Origin of the sequence: Amycolatopsis sp. NPDC051045 (genome assembly GCF_040682955.1) — a bacterium.
GTDB lineage: Bacteria > Actinomycetota > Actinomycetes > Mycobacteriales > Pseudonocardiaceae > Amycolatopsis.
This window is the reverse complement of record NZ_JBFBCC010000018.1, coordinates 1-21,169: the sequence shown is the minus strand read 5'-3', so window position 1 is coordinate 21,169 and position 21,169 is coordinate 1. Positions and strand designations below refer to the sequence as shown.

Sequence of the window (21,169 nt, the reverse complement as noted above, 5' to 3'; positions counted from 1 at the left end):
GGGGCAGAGGCGCCGTATACTCTTTCTTCAGCAGGTCCGAGTGGCGGAATGGCAGACGCGCTAGCTTGAGGTGCTAGTGCCCTTAACGGGCGTGGGGGTTCAAGTCCCCCCTCGGACACACGCACTATCTACACCCGGGCTGGTCGTCGCATAGACGACCAGCTCTTTTGGTTCGTAGCGTAGCTCCAGGTTCAACGCTCGGTACAGGCGGCTCATGCCTGCCGTGGTCGCGTCGGCCAGGGTCCCGCAGACGTCGCCGAGTGCATCAATCCTCGCGTAGATCTCGGCGCGGCTTACTGTCGAGTCGGCTGGAACGCTCCCGATCTGGGCTTTCGCGGCAGCTCGTTCGGCCTGTGCTTGGTTCATCGGCTCGACGAGTGCTTCGGGCTCGACGCCGGCCGCGATCGCTGCTTGATACCGCTGAAGCCTCGCCTCCGCGTCCGCCAGCCGGTTTCGCGCCGCTTCCAGCGGGCCGCCGCCAGCCTGGCCACCTTCCGATTCGAGTAGCGCGGCCGCCGTTCGGTCGCGGTTGTCCGGGTGGAACAGCTCGTGGAGCCATCCATTGATCGCCTCGACGACCACGCCTTCGCGCAGGTTGACCGTCTTCGGGTGGTCTTCCAGTTTCAGCGAGCCCGGCGCCATAGTCCGCGAGGTACAGCGGTAGTAGGCGCCTTTCCGGATCGTGGCTCCTTGCATCTTCCGGCCGCAGACTCCGCATCGGATCAGTCCGCGCAGCAGATATGACCGTGCGGTGTTTCGGGCGCCTCGCTCGGCTTTGCGTGCCGTCTTCAGCCCGCCCGCCGACTTCGACCGGCGCAAAAGCTGCGCCTGCGTGAAGGTCTCCACGGAGACGATCGCCGGATGAGCCTGCTCGTGTGACCTAACGATCCGGTCGGGCGTGGCGCGCTTGAAACGCACGACGTGGCCCGCAGCAACGTCTTCCGGGTCAAGCAACGTCTCGTGTTTCGTCCAGCGTCCAAAGATGGCGTAGCCCGTGTATCGCGGGTTATCGAGGATCGCTCGCACCGAGCTGCCTTGCCAGCCGTCCGCGAGCCGATGGCGGTTCTGGTCCCGCCGGTGTGCTGAAGGGCAAGGAATGCCGTCACGGTTGAGGAGATTGGCGATCGCTCGGTCACCGTTGCCATCCAAGTACTCGGCGAAGATTCGCCGCACCACGTCCGCCGTCGTCTCCTCGATCGCCAGCACCCGCAGCTTGAACCCTTCCGCAGCTTTCCGCGGGTTCGGATGCGGACCGCTGTCGACGACGACGTAGCCGTACGGCGCCCGGCCGCCCTGGTGACGCCCTTCGTTGATCACCTGCGCGTCCATTGCCGCCCGGACGCGCGCCTGAACGTGTTGCCGCTCGGACTCGCTCATCCCGCCGAGCACGCTCATCAGCATCTTGTGCGACGGGTTCCGCGCGTCGTACTTCCCGCCCAGTTCCGGCACCCACAGATCCACGCCATACGCCGCGAACTTCGGTGCGATAAGCGAGAACTGGTTGCCGAACCAACACCGCGTGCCCTCGCCGACGACGATCGCATCCCAGCCACGGCGGGGATTCTTCAACTCGGCGAGCAGTCGCGCGCTCTCGGTTCGCCGTTCCCACGGGACGGACCGCGACTGCCCGACGTCGAAGAACTCCGCCACGATCTGCCCGCCGAGCGGCTCAACGAACTTCCGCGCGTTCCCGAACTGCCAACCGCGGGAGGTCTCCGGGTCCTGGTTGTCCTCGGTCGAGCACCGGCCGTAGGCCGCCAACGCCCCGATCCCGTCGTCCGCCACGTCGGCGACCTCAAGCCCCAGAATGTCATCCAGCGTCGCCCACGGGTCGCTGATGATTTCAGCTGCCACGATTCACCTCCTCCGCCAGCGCGTCCAGCACCGGCACCTCAGTAACCTCGATCAGAACGGCCAGCAGCGCACGCGCAACAGCAGGCGTCAGCTCAGGTAATCCCGCAGGTAGGATAACTCGGATCTTCGAATCTTCGGAACGGTCGCCGCTCATGGCGGGCCGTCCTTGTCCGCGATGCTGGCGCCAGCAGTCGCCCGGCTGATTGCGCTTCTGATTTCAGCCGTCCGATACCCGCGGACCTGCCGGGTCTCGCCGTTTTCGCTGGTAACGCGGTCTCGTGTCGGCCGGCATCCCACCTCGGCCATCTGCTGCGCGAACGTCCGTGAGTCGACCTCCAAGACGTCCAGCAACTCGGCCGTCGGCACGAAGTCCCTGCCGTCCGGCCCGAGATCGTCTCCCAGGTACTCGACGAGCGATGCGAGCACCTCGGGTAGTTCGCCAGGCGACTCAGCTGCGTGACCTGCACCGATTGCCTTGACCGCGGCCGCGTGGTCGAGCACCGGCATGGTGTCTTGCCCGGCCGCGTGGCCGGTGAGTGTCCCGGCCGCCTCGCGCAGCGTCCGGCCCTGCTCGCAGATGGTCCGCCAGTCCTCGTTCGGCATGTAGTAGGTCCGAACCGTCATGGCCAACACATCGGCGCCCGCTGACGTGTCGCCATCCGGCCGCAGGATGCCCACACCCTTGTGCGAGGGCAGCAGCCGGCTGGAGTCGAACCCGCGCGTGTTCATCTGCTCGCCGAGCACGATGTTCGAGTCGCGCCAGTCCATCACCCGCAGCGCGAACCGCGACCCAAGCACCGCCCGCAGCCCGGACGGGATCGTCTTCGAGTCCGGCCGCTGAGTGGCGAGCACGAGCACGATCCCGGCGGCCGGTCCCTTCTTCGCCAGCCACGTCAGCAGCTCGCCGACGTACTCGCCCGCGGTGAGCTTCTTCCCTTGCACGTCAACGGGCGTGCGGTCCTCCAGCGGAACCTGAACCTCATCGATGAAGATGGCTGTGATCGGCATGTTCAGCGCCTTGTCGCGGGACATCTCCGGCGTGACCTTCGATTCTGGACACGTGAGGTCGTCCAGATCGCGCATCCGCCGGAACCGCGTCTGAACCTCGCCGACCAGCTCAATCAGCCAGTCCACGAGCGCCAGAACGTGTTCGGGTTCGTCGCCGGACATGAACCGGTGCGCCACTAGGCCGGCCGCCTCCCAGTCCTTCCCGGCCTTGAAGTCCGCCACGTACAGCCGCACCCATGCGTCCAGGATCAGCCCGGCCGCCGCGAGCCGCGCGGCGAAGGTCTTGCCCTGCCGGGGGATGGCACCGACCAGCAGGGACGTCCACACCAACGGCAGGTCGATCCGCCGGTCCCGCGCATCCCGTCCGAACGGGATCGGCCGCCACGCATCCCACTGCGCCACGCCGAGCAGCGGCGTCCGCAACGGCGGAGAGGCGTACGGGTCCTCATCAGCCACCCACATCGATACCCGTCCGGCGTGGCCACCGTTGCCGCGGACCCGTTCGACGATCAGTTGGACCTCATCGACGGCGAGCGCCGATGCGAGTGCGTCTCGGTTCTTCACCACGTCGGCAGCCTTGCGAGTAGCCGGGAGGTCGACGGTGACCGCCCACCCGTCGCCGACGCGCATCGCGCGCTCGACTAGCCGCAACGCCTCGTCCTTGCCGATCAGCTTCGCGTCTCGGAACGCGTCCACCAGCACCTGCGGATCCATCGTCCAGGTCAAGGTGCGCGGCCCGGCGAGCGCTGGCTTTCGGCCGGGACTGCCGTCCTTCTTGCGCCCGAGGATCGCGAGCGCCACGGAGGCGGCGGCCCCGCCAATCCACAGAGGATTGGTGCCGTATACCAGTTCAACAACGGCCACCCCGACGATCGCGACGACCAGGACGGCACCGGTCACCTTCCATCGGAACAGGGTCAGCGCCCGAATCTCAGTGAACTTGTCGGCCAGCTTCTCCGACTCCTCGGCCGCCGTCCGGTAGTCCCGGACGGTGACCCACCCGCGCCACCACCGCACGCCGACGACCAGCCCGCGAACAACCGCGCCGACGTACCGCCACGGCGACTTCACCAGCCCGACGACGGCGTCCTTGCCCGCTTGGACGGCCTGAGGCTTACTCTTCAGCCACAACGGCACCCGCGGTGAGTGCCGCCACCACCGGACGAAGCGGTTCGTCTTCGGCTCGCGCCGACGCGGTTGAGGCAACGTGTCGTCGACCAGTTCGCCGTCGAACACGGGATCGGCCTTGATCGGCAATGAGTCAGCCATTGCCCACCTCCGACCGCAGCGCCCGCGCCAGCCGGGGCGACAAGCCACGCGAGCAGCCGGTAGCCCTCCGCACCCACGCCGGCGTGATCTCGACGTCCGGCGTCCAGGTCTCCCGAGCAATAGCGAGGTAATCGGCAAACAGCACCCGTCGCCCGATCTCCTGCTGAACGGGCCGCCGTTCAGCTGCGACCAGCACGGCATCGGTGAGCTTGTCCCGCAGGTCGGTGATCGCCTCGACGGCGACGAACACGACGAGCGGCGGCACCGAGTGCAGCACGATGGCGGCAGCCTCACCGGCGGCGAACGACGTCCAGGTGTTCATGACGTAGGTGGCCGCAAGCGTGAACCACTTCGCCCGCCGCACCCAGATGCCGGTCCGGACCTGGTACCGCGCGGTGACCTGCTCGGCCCGGAGGATCGCCAGCAGAACGAGGGAGACGGTCGGGTCCAGCACCCACGCGGCCAGCCACGGCAGCGAACCCGGCCGCGTCCCGGCCGACGCGAAGCCCTGAACGTTGGTCATCGTGAAAGCAAGCCCGAGCACGATCCCGGACCAGCACATCCAGTCGACCTGCCGCCGTACCCGCTCGATCCGCAGCGCCACGACGTCCGGATCGGTCTGGTAGGCCCGCACCTCCGCGGCTTCGGCGGCATCCTGCGCGAGCCGTTGCGCCCGGTTCATCGCCGACCACCCCGCTTCGAGGTGTCGACGGTGGTCACCGTCATAGCCCGGGTGAGCGCATAGGACGCGAACAGCGCCGGCAACCCGAGCACGGCCAACAGCAGCCACGGGCTGCCCGGGTGAGCGATCACGACCTACTGAACAGTGACGATCAGCCCGGCGTTGAACAGCACCCGCCCGGCCAGCGACACGAACCGTGCCCCGCTCCGAGTAGCTTCGGCGGCGGCCTTCGCCCGGCGGGAACCGGCCCGCCAGACCCAGAGCAGCACGAGCAGCACGCCGACACCGGCGAGAATCTGCGTGGGCGTCACGGTGAGTCCGTTCATCGCGCACCCCGATCGGTCCGTTCGCCGCGCCGCAACCAAACGGGATGCAGGGCGCGCCGGTCGTCGTCGGTCATCCCGCCCCATACGCCGACCGTGTCGACGCCGGCCGTCCGCAACTCCAGCTCTAGGCACTCGTCCCGGACAGGGCACCCGCCGCACAGCCGATCCGCCAGTTCGGCGTCGCTGCTCGCGTCGGGTGGTCCATCGTCCGGCGGGGACCACATGCAAACTCCCTCGCTGGTCACGATGTCGGTCAGGACTTCAGTCGGCACCCAGCGCAGCCGGTCCAGCCGCCACGCGATCCCGATCAACCGCAGGTCGTCGACGCTCATGCGGCACCTCCGGTCTGACGCGACCCAAGCAGGCGGGCCAGCTCGGTTGACGACACCCGGAGCCCGGAACGGCACCGGGTGGCGCGCAGCTCGCGCGTCCGGATCGCCCGGCTGACCGCAGCGCGGGAGACGCCGAGCAGCCAGGCCGCTTCTCGAATGGTGTGAAAGGTGATTTGCGAGTTCATAGGAAAGACCAATCTGATGATTTCAAGACTATGTTGTTGATTTCAGCTCTACAACGGACGCGTTTGTCCGACGCGCCGCCGACGAAGAGCTAGGCGACGTGGTGAAGGCTTGAAGAACCGCTAATCTCGGCGCTGAGGCGGAGCGCGGAGGAATACGTGACGGAGGACTGGGCGGCAGTCGCCAAGGCCATCAACATGCGCGTGAACGAACTCGGCTGGCGACAACGCGAGCTGGCCGAGCGATCGCACGTGTCGCAGGCGATCGTGCGCGAGCTCCAGCACCACACGGTCGAGCGCCGCCGGAGCGCGCGCACGCTCGAAGCGCTGTCGACCACGCTCGGCTGGCACCCGCAGCACCTGTTGGCCGTGCTGCAAAACCGCACTCCGCCGCACCCGGACGAGCCGGCCGACGACGGCCACGAACTGTGGTCCCGGCTGGACGCGCTGGAACAGCGCCTGGCCGAGATCACCGAGCGGCTGGAAGACGTCCAAACGAGCCTCGCGACCGTGGTTGAGCACGTGAAGCCGAAGCGTTAGCGGAGGGCGATTCGGGCTGGTGAACCAGGTGATTTCCATACCTAGAATTCAAGGCCGAAACGACGTCCGATCCCATGCACAACCAGTGCAGAAGCAGTGCGCAACCACTGCATATCCGCTGCACAAGAGCGCTTTGGGGCGGCAATGAGCGGAGTGGGCGGCTGGACCGGACGGTCAGCGTCAGCGCTGCAATCCGCGTTGCGGCTGAGCAATGAGAAATTCGCCGAGAAACTCGGAATCGGCGCACGTACGGTCGCGTCCTGGCACCAGAAGCCGGACCTTCGCCCGCAGTCAGAGATGCAACAGGTCCTCGACACCGCGTATGAGCGAGCGTCGGACGCCGAGCGAGTTCGCTTCACTGAGCTGACCGGCGACGGGCCGGCCGCCCACACCAGGCCGGACACGAAGGAAGCCGATCGACGACTGGCCGCTGACCCCCACATCGGCGCGGCCCTCGAATGGCTCGACCAGCACGCCTACCGGAGCCCTGGCGCCGCACGCCGCGCCGTCGCCGAGCAGGCCGCGCGCGTCGACGCGCAGGAGGCGTACGCCCGGGCCACTCGCCGCGCGTGGGTCGATCAGCGCGCCGTGACCGACGCACTCGCCGAGTACTACGGTCGACGTCACGGTGACCACGGCTTGTATGCCGGAAGCTGCGGCGAGCAGGCCGTGAACACCAGCATCCTGACCTGCGCTGATTGGCTCGATCTGGCGTGCGAGCTACGCCCGCCGCACGACGGGCTCACGATCGCGAGCGCCCGGCCAGACCCGCGGGAAGTGCTCGACGAGCACGCGACGAGTGCGGCGGTTAACCGGCTGGCCGAGACGGTGGCCATGAACACGCGGCTCATGAACGCACCGCTCTACCGGCTGCTGAGCACGGACATCCATGAACGCCACCTCGGCGGCACGTTCGGCGTGGACCACTTCGTCCACTACGCCCTGACGATGGACCTGCTCGAAGGCGAGCTACTCGACGCGCTCGCGGCCGGCGACACGACGTCGCTGCCCCTGCGTGATCGCTATCTCCCAGACGTCGGCGCCGTCCTGGACGTCGGCGGCCGACTCTGCGCAGGTGGAGCCCTGGCCTTGACGGCCATCGCTCGGCCGGCCGACCCCTACCGCGGCGAAGCGGACTACGTGCTCTTGGTCCAGGAACGCTCCGGCCACGTACTCAACGCCACGCGCCGGCTCGCCGTCATCCCGAAGGGCTTCCACCAGCCGCTCACCGACGTACGACGAGAAACCCAGATCGGCGCCACCTTGCGCCGAGAGATGGAAGAGGAGCTGTTCGGCCGCCCGGACGCTGACAACACGGTCGCCGACACGCTTACCGCGGACCCGATGCACCCGACCAGGCTCACGGAGCCGATGCGCTGGCTCCTCGCCGAGCCCGGCCGCCTACGGATGGAGTGCACCGGGTTCGGCCTCAACCTGGTCAGCGGTAACTACGAGTTCGCCAGCCTCATCGTCATCGACGACGAAGAATTCTGGACACGCTACGGCGGAGTGGTCGAAGCAAACTGGGAATCCGCGACTCTTCGTCAGTATTCGACTACCGACGCGGAACTCGTCACCGAGTTGTTGGGTGATGTAGCGTGGAGCAACGAAGGACTGTTCGCCATGACACAAGGGCTCCGACGCCTTACCGAAATCGGCGGAGAGCGCGTGAAACTGCCCGCGATCGAATGGGAGATAGGCCAGTGAGCGACGGTTGGACCGCCGGCAACGCCAACGAAGACGCGGCCGACACGCGCGGCTGGTTGGTCGGTCACTTCATCGACCCGTCGCAGGGCGTCCGAGCCTCCAAGGACGTCGAAGTCAAGTGGGCCAACCATCCTGCGGGGGACAAGCGCCCCGAGTGGACCTCCGACGACCAGCGAACCACACTGGTGATGCTGATCTCCGGCGAGTTCCGCGTAGAGGTCACCGGCGGAGGCAAGATTATGACGCGCCAGGGTGACTACGTGATGTGGGGGCCGGGAATCGACCATTCTTGGGAAGCGTTGGCGGATTCGGTCGTGCTGACAGTCCGCTGGCCCTCAGCAACCTAATTCAACGGCGGGAATATTTACCCGATCACCGCCGATCTCGGCGAGTCGACGTAACCCCTGGAGAAACGCGAACAGTCCTTCGTTGCTCCAGTTCTCGTCACCGATCAGTTCGGTCACCAAGTCGCCGTCAAGCGTCGAATATTGCTGAAGCCCGGCTGCTTCCCAGTTGGCCTCCACGTCGCCACCGAACCGCGGCCAGAACTGCTCATCCTCGATCACGACCAGGCTGGCGAACTCATAGTTCCCGCTGACCAGGTTGAGCCCGAACCCGGTGCACTCCATCCGCAGCCGGCCGGGCTGCTCGGTCAGCCACCGCATCGGCGCGGACAGCCTGGTCGGGTGCATGGGATCGGCGACCCTGAGATCTCCCGCGGACCGGTCGACGTCCGTCCTGCCGAATAGCTCCTCCTCAAGCTCACGGCGCAGCGTGACGCTGATCCGGGCGTCCGATCGCCGGTCTGCGAGCGGCCCATGGAAGCTCTTCGGGATCACCGATAGACGGTTGGCCGTGTTCACGACCTGCGCGGACCTCTTCTGAACCAGCAGTATGAAGTCGGCATCACCGCGGAACGGGTCCGCCGACCGCGCGATCGCGGTCAACGCCAGCACGCCACCCGCGCACAGGCGGCCGGGCAGGTCGAGCACCGCGGACACGTCGGGCAGTTGGCGGTCCCGGAGCGGCATGCGACCTGGACGCGCGGCGCGACCGCTCGCCAAGTGCTCGATCAACTCGCGTTCCAGCAGGTCGACGCCAAGCGCGTACTCGGCGAACGACGCTATCCCGACCTTCGCCCGCAGTGCTCCGGGCCGCGGGTCGACTTCGAGCAGCCGGTATAGGGGGACGTCGGTGATCCGGATGCCGGACGCTGCTGCGTCCGCGAGACGCTGCACCGCAGCTCGCTCGTCGACCGCGGCCGGTGGCCGCGCGCTGCCACCCTCGAAGGCGGTCTGTTCGCCCGTGGCCGTCAGCGAGCAGGCGAGATCCAGCCAAGCCGGCCGCGTAAGGACGCTAGTGATCACCTCCACTCGACCGCAGCGCGCGGCGTATGGCCGGTAATCGCTGGTCGGCGGCGTGTAGTAATCAGCCAGGGCGCCCGCGATGACGCTTCGCGGCGGATTCGGCCGGTACCGAGTTGGGGTGGCAGCGCTCGCGTACACCTGTTCACGGGCTCGCCCCAGCGGCCACCCGGCGTGCCGATCGAGCCACGTGAACACCGCCTCGAACGAGTCGTCCGGACTGAACTCCCGAGTGACAGCGCTCGGGCCGACCAGGGCCTGCAATTCCTCTCGTGAACGACCGAGGACGCTCGCCAGCTTCGGCCAAAGGTAGGGGAGTGGCACGTAGTCGCCCGCCTCCCAGCGAGCAACGGTCGACCGGTCGACGTGCAGCACGTCCGCCAGACCCTCTTGTGTGAAGCCGGCGACCTTACGAGCTGAGATCAGCTCATCGCGACGTCGCCCTACGGGCATGACCGACCTCCAACCCTGCGTGACCAGATCAATGTAGCAGTAGTAACTGCAGCTCAGAGCGGCAAGTGCGACATATGCGCCACACAACTGCCGCACTGCTGCTCTGGTCGTCGAATCTGCATCCCGTTTGACTGATTTCATCAGTTCGCGAGGTCGAAGGGAAGAGACGTGACAGGCACTAGCTGCAGGTCGCTGCACTCAGCGCTCTACATCAGCTGGTACCGGTGCGTGCTCGACGGCCTTACGCACGCGGTCACGGACGAGAAGTTCCTACGCGGCATCCGCCTCCAACAAGGCCGCTACCGCTCGCTCTGCGGCCACGAAGTGTTGATTCACTCCTGCCTGGCACCGGCCGACCGTTCATGTTCGACGTGTCGTGAACTCGTGAACGCCTCCGCTCGCGTCGCGGTGAGGCGGCGATGACGGCGATCTCGCCACCGTCGCGTACGGACCTCGACGCGCTGTTGCTCCAGCCGGTCCGCCTGTTCATCGCCTGCCTGCTGGCCGACACCAGCTGGCGTTCGCAACTGGCCGTCCAGCAGGCTCTGGGGCTCCCTACGCCCGACCTGGACCTGCACATCAAGTTCCTGCGCGCGGCCGGCTACATCCAATGCCGTGCCGAACCCCGCGGACTACGCCTAACTCCACTGGGCCTGAACCGGCTGCTGGAGCACATCGGCGCGCTAAAGACGGTCGCGGCAACAGCCGGCGCTCTGGTTGCGAAGGTGCGAGTTGCGCTTCCCGCCGAGAGCCCGCCCTGACAGCACACCCAACGCCCCTCCTCAATCCGCAGCTCCCATGCGCGCGCTTGCCGCCAACAGCCCTCAGCAAGGACTCGAAGATGCCCAAGCCGATCATCCGTCCGCCCGCGACTGTTGCCGTCAGCAGCAGCCTGCGCGACGCCCGCAAGCGCCGTGGAATCGGCCTGCGGAGGCTGGCCGAGAAGATCGGTGTTCACCCCGCTGTGCTCTCGGCGTGGGAGCTGGGCATCAGAGTTGCGCCGGAGACCGCCGTGGCATGGATCCTCGGATACCTCCGGGTCGAGAGTGTCGAGTACGACCGCGTGATGGCGCTCGCCCCGCACGCCGGCGACCCGAACCTAGTCGATCAGTCTGACCCGCAGCTAGGACACCTGCTGTGGACGTACGAACAGCTATCAAGCCGCGTAGTGGAGTGGGCACCGTCGTGCATTCCGGAGCTTCTCCAGACGCGGGCATATGTCGAACGAGTGCTCGACAAGGCCGTGATGCAGGACGAACGCAGGGACATGGACCTGCTGAGCCGCCAAGTCCGCCAGCAGGCTCTGAACGACGGGAGCCGTCGCTATGTCTTCCTGATCGGTGACCAGACGCTTCACGACTTGGACGACCTGCACGACGATCAGATCGACCACCTTCGCGCGGCGTCGCAGCTCGAACACGTGACTGTTCGGATCGTGCCGTCAATAGAGACCGCGCTGAGGTCGATCGGCGCCTTCACGCTCTTCGAGGATCGCTCCGGTCCAATCGCCGTGGTGCTCAGGCACCACCACTGCAACACCTACGTGACCGATCGGACGACGCTGAGCCGCTATCACGGCACAGCAAAGGCCTTACTGCGGCGCGCGTCCGATGAGCCGACGAGCCCGCCCGCGTTGAGGGCGCCCGCACTGATTCGAGCGACGCGGTGACGGCGGCAATCTACATCGACCCGCTTACGATCCTCCCGGTGATCGAAGGCGAGTGGCATCGAACCGACTTGACGAAGATCCCAGCACCCGGGCAGGTCATCACGATGTTCTGCGGAGCCTCCGGCGCCGCGGTGCTCGAGCTATCCGACGAGCGCCGACGACGTCAGATTCCCCGACAGTGCGAACGTTGCGACGTCATCTATCGACGTCTGCGCGGCATCCCCCTTCGACAGAATCGGACCGGTCGTCCTTGATTCACAGATGCACGCTGCGGTGAGATGTTCGCCCGGCGGACTCGACCTTCGACCGCCGGACATGACAGGTAGTCTGCCGCGGACCAGAATCCGGTGCCGCTGAGCCCATAGAAGACCGCTGTGACGAGTCTAGTCACACCCGTCACACCCGTCACACCCGTCATGTGCAACGTCTTCGCAGGTCAGCACGCCTTCGAGGTGTCACAGCGAGTGAGACAGCTCGCAGCAAGTCGTGACAGCTAAACGTGAAGTGTCTCGTGTGCAGATCACTCTGTAGGAGGGCCGCTACCGCCGGCTCCGCGGGCGCGAATTGCCGTTCGACCTCTGCCTGATGGCTCTCGGCCGTCGCTGGGTGGCGTCTCCACGCTGGTCTGGCTCAGTTCGGCCACCGGCGAGCGAGCGCACCTGCCTAAGAAGCCATCACGCTGGCACCCGCCTGCTCGACTTGTTGCACAAGCTACTTGCGTGTCGGCCGGAACCTATCTTCACCGGCCTGGACTGCTCGTGTAACGAACCCGGCGCTGCGGTCGACTTTGGGTAGGCATTCGTAGGCTGATCGACCTGTACCAGTCGCATCACTGGAGGTAGCGTGACCGACTATCGCTTGGATGGCTTGTCTGCGCGAACGTTCGAGCATCTTGTACAGGCGCTTGCCCTCAATGCTGTTTCGAGCACGGTTACTCCGTTCGGTGATGGTCCGGATGGAGGTCGTGAAGCGACGTTCGATGGAGCTACCAACTATGGATCAATGGTTGAAAACTGGGACGGATATGGTGTAATTCAAGCGAAATTTCTTCAACGTCCTAAAACGACCAGCTCTGATGGTCAGTGGATAATTCGAGAGCTTAGAAAAGAGCTGCGAAAATATAAGGTACGCCGGGGCAAGAAAGGTGTCGAATATTATATTATTGCAACTAATGTGACCCTGACGGCTGTTGATGAGGTAGGCACAAAGGATGCCGTCTTCGAGGTGCTTGCTGGTTTCGCTAAAGATCATGGCCTCAAAGGATTTGACGTCTGGGACTATGACAAAATCCGTATACTTATCGATGACAATGACTCAATCCGCAAGGCGTATGCTGCTTGGATAACGCCGGGCGATGTGCTAATGCAGTTGAGTAGCTGGCTCGCGGGTCGCCAAGTCGACTATCATAAGTTGATAGTCAATTATCTGCAAAAAGAATTGATGTCCGACCAATTTGCGCGGCTCGAGCAAGCTGGGCATACAGCCGAAGAGGCCATTCCGCTGGCGCAAGTGTTCGTGGATCTTCCTATTGCAAGCCGCGCTTATGTATCAGCCGAATCGATGCCAAGTCACCAGCGTGATGAATTGCAGAACTTTGTGCAATTTATTGCAGGACAGGCTGAGGTCGTGTTAACTGCTAATCCTTTTATCGACGATCTTGAGGAAAAGCATCACCCTGCGCCAGGCCGTTTTGTGCTCATCGGTGGACCAGGGCAGGGAAAAACGACTCTTGGTCAGTATGTATGTCAAATGTTTCGCTGCGCTTTGCTGAAAGATGTGCCGCAAGCTGGGCTTGATCCCGAGGCGCGTAAGGTAATGAGAGCTTTTGCGGTTAGATTGCAAGACGGGAGTTTGCCGACCCCTGGTGCGCGAAGGCTGCCACTACGGGTCGTATTGAGCGACTTCGCTGCTGCTCTCGCTGAAGAGCGCACCGCAAACCTGCTTACCTACTTGACCGAAGTCTTCTGTAAGAGAACCAATGCAAAGCTGTCTCCGCAGGACTTCGAGGCCCTGATCGAGCGATACCCAAGTATTTTGGTGCTAGACGGACTGGACGAAGTGCCAGCATCTAGTAATAGGGATCAAGTATTAAGTGCCGTACAAGACTTTTCAATTGACATTTACTCAAGGCAAATGGATGTTCTGATTATTGCTACGAGTCGTCCTCAAGGCTATAGTGATGATTTTTCGCCTCGAGTATATCGCCACTTGTGGTTGACGCCGCTGCCTGCTGAGAAAGCTTTAGAGTACGGGGAGAACCTGGCGCGTGTACGTTTTTCTGACGACGCGGATAGGATCGAAAAAGTAGTTGGCCGGTTGCGACTGGCGAGCAGCGCTGTAGCTACTGCCAGGATTATGCGAACGCCGCTTCAGGTTACAATTCTGACATTGTTAGTGGATCGGAGGGGGCAGCTTCCTCAGGAGCGCTGGGCCCTCTTCGATGAGTATTACGCCCTGATTTACCAGCGTGAAACTGAGCGGGATATTCCGGCTGCAGAAATTTTGCGAGAGCGAAAGGATGATATCGATGCTGTCCACAGGCTGGTTGGTCTACTTCTGCAAGTAGAAAGCGAGGTGTCGGGGAGCACGGACGCCCGGCTGACGACGGATCAATTCAGCAAGCTTGTTGAGATTTATCTCGCGTCAGAAGGAAATGAAGGCGAGTCGCTCCAATTGCTGCGAGACGCGATTATCGACGGTGCTGCAAATCGCCTGGTTTTCCTAGTTGGTCTCGAATCTGGGCAGGTGGGATTCGAGATCCGTTCGCTGCAAGAATTTATGGCCGCCGAAGGGCTTCTCGACGCCGAAGATGGGTTGGTGCAGAATCGTCTACGATCAGTCGCGGGAAATGCGAACTGGCGAAATGTTACGGTCTTTGCCGCTGGCAAAATATTCGCCGAGCGACGTTATTTAAGAGATACGGTTGAGTCTATCTGTGTTAACCTCAACGAAGACACTTCGGATCGAGCTTCGCAACTTGTATTCGCTGGCTCCGAACTTGCTCTCGACCTATTGGAAGATGGGCCTGTTGCCCGTCAGCCGGCGAAGTGTCGCTCTCTCATCCGCGTAGCGTTGAGACTGCTGCAGTTGGCGGATACTGCCTTTGCTCATCGCCTTGCTGCAATATATCAAGAGTCCTTGAAAGATATCTATGTTGAAGAGCTTGCCAGGTTTTTAGGCGTCGGTGACGCTGAAGCACGAAAAAACTCTTGGGTTTGTCTCGATTCTCTTATGCAATCAGGTGTAGGAGATCTGGAGCTGCTCGCAACGCGAGCACTCAATGATTATCCGCCTGATGTTGAGACACTAGCAGTTCTTCTAGCGGAAAATGGTGCTCCACTTCAAGGCTTCCGTGTTCGAATCGCCGAGCGACTTCTTCCTATGGCAAACCCTAGCCAGGTTCGGCGGATTATTTTGTCGATTGATCCTTCGGGTAGGGGAAATCCTCTGCGAGTCGAGTCGCCGCACGGCGCAGGGTGGCTCGAGGAGGCTGTTGATTCACTGTTTGTATCTTTGACGGCGGGCAACTCGAAATACCTTCGAATCAATAAGTCTGATAGTAAAATTCGGATTGGTTCGGCAAGTCTGAATTGTTTACAACCGAGTAAATCGACCGGTCCTGTGAGTTTCTTGCAAGATATGCCGTCTCCGCGGCATCCAGGGTGGAACGTCACGGAAAAAGTGGCGCTTTTCGAGGATTGCCCGTCCAGGGAACGATTAGCTGATGCCATTCGAGCTATGGCGTCCGCTCGTGCGGGGGGATATGACTACCTAGCAATTCCTCGGAAACGAAGTTGGCCCGTGGAGGAATGCCTGTTAGTTGTAATGGAGGAAGGTGACAGCGAGACCCTTGCAGAAGCTGCTGTCAACGGGCTTCTTGGCGACAAGGCAGACTGGGAAAATTGGCAATCTGAATGGATGGCAAGAGGTGTATCTATTCAGGAGGTGACGGCCGACGTATTGGACGTAGTCACACGCGGGCAAAGTGCTCCTTGGTTCCCGATTCGCTCGACTGCTGTACATATCTCCGATGGAAATTTGCTGTCAGACAAGACTTTGGTAGACGCCGTACTTAGTGTCGACTCCTTGGCTGCGCAACGACTATTGATTGCAAATTCTGCGCAGGGTGCTTTCTTGCGCCACCGTCGAACGAGTGCTCCTGTGGGTATAGATCCAAGACTGTCGTCCTTGCTCATGGACATTATCCGAAGTGGTTCATGGATGGTGTTAGACGCAATGACTTCATCTGGCGGGCAGACGCCGCCAGTGGATTATGAGTGGGCTAGCGCGGTCGCGACGGGCATAGGCGCCAGTGGGGGACGAATCGCGTTTCAGCTGGACGGCTCGACGGTGACATGGCTCTGGGCTGCGTTACAGCAATTTCCGAAACTTCATAACCTTATCGTTGGAATGGTTACATTTAGTGGTGCGGATACATTTTCAGTCGAGCAATATGGTTATATCGCAAGTCTGCCCCTAGGTGACAATATCCAAGCCCGCCTTGCGCGAGCGATCATTGGAATCAGGTTAGAACTTTCGACCGACATCGTCTGGGAAGATATTCGGGCGATATTCAGGGAGCAAGAGTGTCGATTGGATCGACTATTTGATGCACTCGGAGCGGAGGCGGTATCCGTTTCACGCCAGATAGTCGACCTTCTGCGTGTCTATGATATCGCGGTTGAGTATTCTCGCGATCGAACGAGGTTGACTACGTTACTACGCAACGTCCTTCGTCGGCGACAAAGCCACTTGATCGATCGGGAAAAGTGGCGCGAGCTGGGATTTTCCGATTCGGTTCGGGGTGTGACCGTTGTTGACGAACAAGATTAGGGGAATTATGCAAGGTTGATTAATTGTTCCGTCAAAATATCTCAAGATTCCGATCTTTAGTGTTTCGAATCTTGCGCGAGTGTGCGTAATCATATATTGAGCTTTCTAAGCTTCCACCTTTTATCAGTTCGCTCTCCGTGAGCGCGGTATCTACGGGCAACTTATCCGATGACCAGTCGTGTAGATAGTGAGCAAGATCGTCCTCGGACACCAAAAGTGGTGAACTTTCACCAACCTTCTCACATCGAGCCGATCACTGTTCTTGGTGGTCGGCATCTTGCGTTCCAGCCTCCTGTCACCCGGTCGGGGTGGTCGGTGTGAGCGCTCTAGTAGCTCCGGTGATCCCCGGGGCGAGCATCGACGGCCTGCTGGCGCCCCTGGCTCCGATCGCTGTTCCGCTCCCGCTGCCGACTCCGCCGCCTGGTCGGTCCCGGTGCGGTCTGGCGTACGCGATCGCCCGCATCGATGCCTCCGGCCGCGTATGCGTGCGACCTCTGCTCAGGTTGTTGGGCTGGCCGGCGTCGGTGCGGCTGGCAGCGACCGGTGTGGCGACCTCGGTGGTGATGAAGCCCGACTCTGGCGGCGTGTTCCGGCTGGGCACGCGCCGGACGGTGGTGCTGCCCGTGGCGTTGCGCCGCCTATGCGGGGTGACCCCCGGTGATGACGTCCTGTTGGTCGCCGACCCGGAGCACGGTGTCCTGGTCGTGCACCCGCTGTCGGCCCTGGACCAGATGATTCTCGGCTACCACGCCTCCCTGTCCGGAGGTTCCGATGACCAGTAGCCAGATGGAACTGGACGCGGCGCGGCTGCTGCTGTCGAAGATGGGCATCGCTCCCGCCGACTTGCTCACCGAACCGGTGGAGCGACCGCAGGTCCCGACGTTCACCGAGTACATCCCGGTGGTTGCCCGTGCGGTGTCGGCGGCGACGGCGCGCTCGTACTCGTCGTACTGGCGTCGTCTGGAAGCGGCGTGGGGGAGTAGGCGGTTGGATGAGCCGTCGCCGTCGGAGATCAAGCAGCTGGCCGAGGAGTCCCGGGCGCAGGCGGTGGTGCGGCGAAACTCGCGCGGCGGGCGGAACGCGGCGGAGAATTTCATCGCCGCGGTCCGCTGCCTCTACCGGCACGCGGTCGCCGACCGGATCCTGACCGAGGCCGAGAACCCGGCCCTGAAGGTCGCCAAACCCCGCCGACTGCCCTCACCAAGGCGCGCGCTCGCTAACCATGAGCTGATCGAGATCAACGCCGCGGCGGCGGAGACGGGAGACGACCCATATCTCGACACGCTCCTGTTGAGACTGCACACCGAGACCGCGTGCCGGCGTGGGGGAGCGCTGGGGTTGCGGCGACGAGACCTGGAGGAGACCCAGTGTCTCGTCTACCTGAGGGAGAAGGACGGGACGAGCCGGTTCCAGCCGGTGTCGCCGACGTTGATGAGACTGCTGGTCTCGCACGCCGACGAGCGCGGAGCAACCCACCCCGACGGCCCGCTGCTGCGATACCGGACCGGCGAGCCAATCACCAAACGCCGCTACGACTACCTGTGGGAGCGGGTCGGCCGGCACGTCACATCAGTGCACACGCAGAACATCTCCACCCACTGGCTCCGCCACACCACGTTGACCTGGGTCGAGCGCCGGTTCGGCTACGGCGTCGCCCACGCCTACGCCGGCCATTCAGACTCCGCGGACAGCGCCACGGTCACCTATGTCAAAGCCTCGCTCCACGACGTGGCCACCGCCCTGGCCGCGCTGACCGGCGAACCCCATCCCCTCGCTCACAGGCCTGCTCTCGGAGGTGTGTCATGACCCGACCGCAGCGGTGGCAGCTGTCGCTGGTCGTGCAGTGTTTGTGCACGGCCTTGGTGGCCCTCGGCGCGGCGTATGCGTCCTATCGGCATGGCCGCACGTTCGCTCTTCGCTTCGGCGCCGACCCCACGACGGCGGCGATCTGGCCACTGATCGTCGACGGCTTGCTCACGATCGCGACGGTGGAGCTGTGGACGGCCGGGCGAGACTCGGGCCGTCATATCGCGTGGACGGCGTTCGGGTTTGGGATCTCGCTCTCGCTTTGTGCGAACATCGGCTCGACCGACAATCAGACCGTTCTCGGCGTCATCGTCGCCGCGAGCCCACCCCTGGCGCTGCTCCTGGCGGTGGAACTGCTCAACCGAGCTCTCCGCCATCGCCGGGAGGCACACAACGAGACCGAGCCTACCGCCGAGACTCCGCCGAGACTGCGACTCGCAGACGTCTCGGACGATCCGGCCCCGACCGCCGAGCAACGCATGTGGGAGCACTACCTGACGGAACGAGCACACGGCCGAACCCCGACCGGCGCCGAACTCGACCGAGTAGCCAACACTCACAACTACGGCCGCAGAGTCCTCCGCCATTGGAAAGCGGCCGGCCGCCTGGATGAACTCCACGTGGCCGGAACTCGGCGACCACGCGACCTGCGACTCGCTGCATCAGGCCGAACCGGCGGCGAATGAAGCTAGACGGCAAGGGGCGGGCGGCTGGTCTGCGTAGCAACCACCGCCCGCGCCAACCCGCTGGTTAAGAGTGGTGATCTTGACGTGTCAGACGGTGTTGAGTGATGTCGGGCAAGGTCGTCTTCCTCGGGCGTCGGGTGGTGGCGGTGTCGGCCTGTGTCGGGGTCTGCCGTCGCGTCCATGCACTCTCGGGCTCCCCTCGGGCTCGCAAATGTCGGTCCGTGTCGCCTGGTCCAAGCTCCTCGTCAGCGCTACTCGATCGGTCGGGTGGGCGCGTTCGGAAGGCTGTCGAGCCTGGGAGGGAGGCGGAGCGGTCATGACGAGGCTCCCGGAGCGGCTTGCTCAAGACCTTGCCCTGTCGTCCAGTGCGCCTGCATCGGGCTGGTCGCCCTTGGCGCCGCGTACGCGCCTCGTATCGCCACGGACGTGAGTTCGCACTCCGCTTCGGTGCGGACACGGTGACGGCATAACGGGGGGGAGAAGGTGACGGTCATGGTTCGCCCTTCACTAGGCCGCGGAGGCTTGCGGTGCATGCGCGCTCGTGGGTCGTGTACCGGTGGTACGCCTGGCGGAGGCTGTCGGCGTGGGTCGTCACCGCGCTCGCCACGGTCGACGGCGTCCGGCCTCTGCCGGCGCGTTCCACCGAGGTCGACGGTGTCCGGGAATATAGAGGTCGTCTTTGTGCACGCACGAGAGCGACCACATAGGTGGGCAGCGTCCTGCTACTTCCGCGCGCTTTCCCTGACACACGGGGAAAGGGAGAGCCACCAGTTCGCCGAGGTGCGGATTCGCGAGGGCAGGTCCGGTGTGGCCGAGACGTGGCTCAACACACCGTGCTCACTGGCCATCCCCATTGCGTAGATCAGGCGGTCGAGTACCGAGATCTCCGCTTCTCCCGAAGTCGCGTGGTAGTTCAGCCGGGCGGCGGTCAGCGCCGCTACCCAGAACCCGCTGTGACTGGCCCCGCCGACGTGCCCCAGGGCGGACGCGGCGGTGTCCCGGATGACAACCGGAAGCGTCTGGTCCATCACGAGCAGCTCTATCTCGCGACGCTCGGCCGGTCCGCCGATGACCCGCAGAGCTTCGACGAGCGGCACCGCCCAGCCCTTGTCGCGCCGCCGGTGGCGCAGCGCCGCGGCCAGCGCGCGTGCTACCGGAACGCGGTAGGGCGTGCTATAGATCATGAACTGGGCGTAGAGGCGCTGGTCGAACACCTCGGCGAAGACGGATTCGTGAACGAGCTGCCATAGGACAGCGTCGTCCCACGCCTCGGTGCTCCTGGCCGCGACCGCCGCCACGATGTCCTCGGTGACCGACCACTTCGACGATGCTGCCGGCTCGGCCGACAGCAGCTTCCAGACGCGCGCGGGGACGCGGTGTCGCAAGCCGACGGGCAACTGTTTCAGCACCGCTCCGGCCAATGCCATAGTGCTGGCGGTCACCGGCCCGCCGAGCAGCTCGGTGAGGATGTCGCAGACGACGACCAGCTGTCCGTTCTGGAAGTGGCCCTGACCGACTTTGCGGAAGCAGGCCAGGAGCGCGCCTGCGAACGTACGATCGGTCAGCGGGGAACGCAGGTGGCCGACCACGAGGCCGGCAGCAGCGGCTGCGGCGGTCGAGTCGAAAACCGAGACCGTGCCGACCATGCTCTGCGCACCGCAGTCGGCCGACGCCGAGGCCGCGGCCGCGATGGCCGCGGCACCGCCGACCGGATGCGCCATCAGCCGCTGGTAGGCCTCGGCGCGATGCATCCACTGCACGCCGTCGGAAATCGCCATTTCGACCAGCAGCCGTTCCGACAGCGTTTCCCAGGTGCACTGCGGACTGAGGATCGCGTACGGGGTCCGGCAAAGCAGCGAGGTCAGTTCGTTCCACTCCGGCCCGCTGACGTGCCCGCCCGCCACGACCAGGTCAATCAGGGTGTCCAGCCGGTGTGCCGCAACGTCGTCGGGGATCTCGCGCCGGGCGAGCTGCGGTGCCGCGTCGGCCGTGCCCCGGTAGTAGCGGGCCACCGTGTCGGTCACCGCGACCAACGCTTCGCCGGAGTGGCCGAGAATGGTTTCGTATCCGCAGACGGCGGTGTGCGGGGCGGCGGAAGCGCCGTTTTCCCACCGTGACAGGGTGCTGATCGACGGGGGCGCGCCGGGGATGATGTCCGCCCAGGTTTCCGCGAATTGTCGCAGTCGTCGCATTTCAGGCTCCGGCGCGTGAATGCGATTGGTGCGCAACAACCAGCCGATCCGCTGGGCTGGACGGAGTCCGGTCACGGATCTTCGTGATGAAGTCACACTATTCTGACTACCCTTTTGGGTCCGTCGGCGAAAGCCGCCATTGGAGTCGGTCCCGCGCGGCCGGCCCGGCCGGGCGGTCCTGCGGGAAGCGCTGCTCTTCGCCGACCTCGTGCTGGCGATGTTGCTGGGGGAACAGGTTGCCGCGGGCAGCACCGTCCCCGGCCCGG

17 protein-coding genes, 1 tRNA gene and 1 pseudogene are annotated in these 21,169 nt (G+C 64.0%); 10 read left to right on the top strand and 9 right to left on the bottom strand.

Annotated features, from left to right (window positions below; genetic code table 11):
• Positions 1 to 34 precede the first annotated feature (34 nt).
• Positions 35 to 118 (top strand) — tRNA-Leu (locus AB0M80_RS33395).
• Here AB0M80_RS33395 and AB0M80_RS33390 read toward each other — a convergent pair.
• The 7 genes and pseudogenes from AB0M80_RS33390 to AB0M80_RS33360 form a co-directional block, all read right to left on the bottom strand.
• Positions 100 to 1,854: a recombinase family protein gene (locus AB0M80_RS33390; protein WP_364572917.1), complete on the bottom strand. Its 1,755-nt coding sequence runs from the start codon at positions 1,852 to 1,854 to the stop codon at positions 100 to 102. The genes AB0M80_RS33395 and AB0M80_RS33390 overlap by 19 nt on opposite strands.
• Positions 1,844 to 2,008, bottom strand: a complete 165-nt coding sequence (locus AB0M80_RS33385; protein ID WP_364572915.1) for a hypothetical protein — start codon at positions 2,006 to 2,008, stop codon at positions 1,844 to 1,846. The genes AB0M80_RS33390 and AB0M80_RS33385 overlap by 11 nt, the downstream gene beginning before the upstream one ends.
• Entirely contained in the window at positions 2,005 to 4,131 is a 2,127-nt protein-coding gene (locus AB0M80_RS33380; protein WP_364572913.1) for a cell division protein FtsK, read from the bottom strand. The genes AB0M80_RS33385 and AB0M80_RS33380 overlap by 4 nt, the downstream gene beginning before the upstream one ends.
• A complete protein-coding gene (locus tag AB0M80_RS33375; protein ID WP_364572911.1) occupies positions 4,124 to 4,813 on the bottom strand; it encodes a hypothetical protein in 690 nt (229 codons plus the stop codon). The genes AB0M80_RS33380 and AB0M80_RS33375 overlap by 8 nt, the downstream gene beginning before the upstream one ends.
• Positions 4,810 to 5,139: pseudogene (locus tag AB0M80_RS33370) on the bottom strand (hypothetical protein). The gene AB0M80_RS33375 and the pseudogene AB0M80_RS33370 overlap by 4 nt, the downstream one beginning before the upstream one ends.
• On the bottom strand, positions 5,136 to 5,471 hold the full coding sequence (locus tag AB0M80_RS33365) for a WhiB family transcriptional regulator (RefSeq protein ID WP_364572909.1): 336 nt from the start codon (positions 5,469 to 5,471) through the stop codon (positions 5,136 to 5,138). The pseudogene AB0M80_RS33370 and the gene AB0M80_RS33365 overlap by 4 nt, the downstream one beginning before the upstream one ends.
• Positions 5,468 to 5,656 carry a helix-turn-helix domain-containing protein gene (locus AB0M80_RS33360; RefSeq protein WP_364572907.1) on the bottom strand — a complete coding sequence of 63 codons (189 nt, stop codon included), beginning with the start codon at positions 5,654 to 5,656 and terminating at the stop codon, positions 5,468 to 5,470. Before AB0M80_RS33360 ends, AB0M80_RS33365 begins: the two co-directional genes overlap by 4 nt.
• Positions 5,657 to 5,812: 156 nt before the next feature.
• Between AB0M80_RS33360 and AB0M80_RS33355 the strand changes: the two genes are divergently transcribed.
• The 3 genes from AB0M80_RS33355 (at position 5,813) to AB0M80_RS33345 (ending at position 8,247) form a co-directional block, all read left to right on the top strand.
• Complete coding sequence (locus AB0M80_RS33355; RefSeq protein WP_364572905.1) at positions 5,813 to 6,193, top strand: XRE family transcriptional regulator; 381 nt, start codon at positions 5,813 to 5,815, stop codon at positions 6,191 to 6,193.
• Positions 6,194 to 6,337: 144 nt separating this feature from the next.
• Positions 6,338 to 7,900 (top strand): transcriptional regulator, encoded by a 1,563-nt coding sequence (locus AB0M80_RS33350; protein ID WP_364572903.1) that lies wholly within the window; start codon positions 6,338 to 6,340, stop codon positions 7,898 to 7,900.
• Positions 7,897 to 8,247 (top strand): signal peptidase I, encoded by a 351-nt coding sequence (locus AB0M80_RS33345; RefSeq protein WP_364284603.1) that lies wholly within the window; start codon positions 7,897 to 7,899, stop codon positions 8,245 to 8,247. The genes AB0M80_RS33350 and AB0M80_RS33345 overlap by 4 nt, the downstream gene beginning before the upstream one ends.
• Here AB0M80_RS33345 and AB0M80_RS33340 read toward each other — a convergent pair.
• A complete protein-coding gene (locus AB0M80_RS33340; protein WP_364572901.1) occupies positions 8,236 to 9,717 on the bottom strand; it encodes a helix-turn-helix transcriptional regulator in 1,482 nt (493 codons plus the stop codon). The two genes, AB0M80_RS33345 and AB0M80_RS33340, sit on opposite strands and share 12 nt — an antisense overlap.
• A 419-nt stretch (positions 9,718 to 10,136) precedes the next feature.
• Here AB0M80_RS33340 and AB0M80_RS33335 point away from each other — a divergent pair, with 419 nt between their 5' ends.
• The 6 genes from AB0M80_RS33335 (at position 10,137) to AB0M80_RS33310 (ending at position 18,711) form a co-directional block, all read left to right on the top strand.
• Positions 10,137 to 10,478 carry a MarR family transcriptional regulator gene (locus AB0M80_RS33335; RefSeq protein ID WP_364572899.1) on the top strand — a complete coding sequence of 114 codons (342 nt, stop codon included), beginning with the start codon at positions 10,137 to 10,139 and terminating at the stop codon, positions 10,476 to 10,478.
• Between the two features lie 80 nt (positions 10,479 to 10,558).
• The gene (locus AB0M80_RS33330) at positions 10,559 to 11,386 is read left to right on the top strand and encodes a Scr1 family TA system antitoxin-like transcriptional regulator (RefSeq protein ID WP_364572897.1); all 828 of its coding nucleotides are present in this window, start codon (positions 10,559 to 10,561) and stop codon (positions 11,384 to 11,386) included.
• 843 nt (positions 11,387 to 12,229) lie between these two features.
• Entirely contained in the window at positions 12,230 to 16,219 is a 3,990-nt protein-coding gene (locus AB0M80_RS33325; RefSeq protein WP_364572895.1) for a hypothetical protein, read from the top strand.
• Between the two features lie 563 nt (positions 16,220 to 16,782).
• Complete coding sequence (locus AB0M80_RS33320; RefSeq protein WP_364572894.1) at positions 16,783 to 17,001, top strand: AbrB/MazE/SpoVT family DNA-binding domain-containing protein; 219 nt, start codon at positions 16,783 to 16,785, stop codon at positions 16,999 to 17,001.
• A gap of 4 nt (positions 17,002 to 17,005) precedes the next feature.
• Positions 17,006 to 18,025: a site-specific integrase gene (locus AB0M80_RS33315; protein WP_364572892.1), complete on the top strand. Its 1,020-nt coding sequence runs from the start codon at positions 17,006 to 17,008 to the stop codon at positions 18,023 to 18,025.
• A complete protein-coding gene (locus AB0M80_RS33310) occupies positions 18,022 to 18,711 on the top strand; it encodes a DUF2637 domain-containing protein (RefSeq protein WP_364572890.1) in 690 nt (229 codons plus the stop codon). Before AB0M80_RS33315 ends, AB0M80_RS33310 begins: the two co-directional genes overlap by 4 nt.
• A 722-nt stretch (positions 18,712 to 19,433) precedes the next feature.
• Here the strand turns inward: AB0M80_RS33310 and AB0M80_RS33305 are convergent.
• A complete protein-coding gene (locus AB0M80_RS33305) occupies positions 19,434 to 20,978 on the bottom strand; it encodes a hypothetical protein (RefSeq protein ID WP_364572888.1) in 1,545 nt (514 codons plus the stop codon).
• Positions 20,979 to 21,169: the final 191 nt, after the last annotated feature.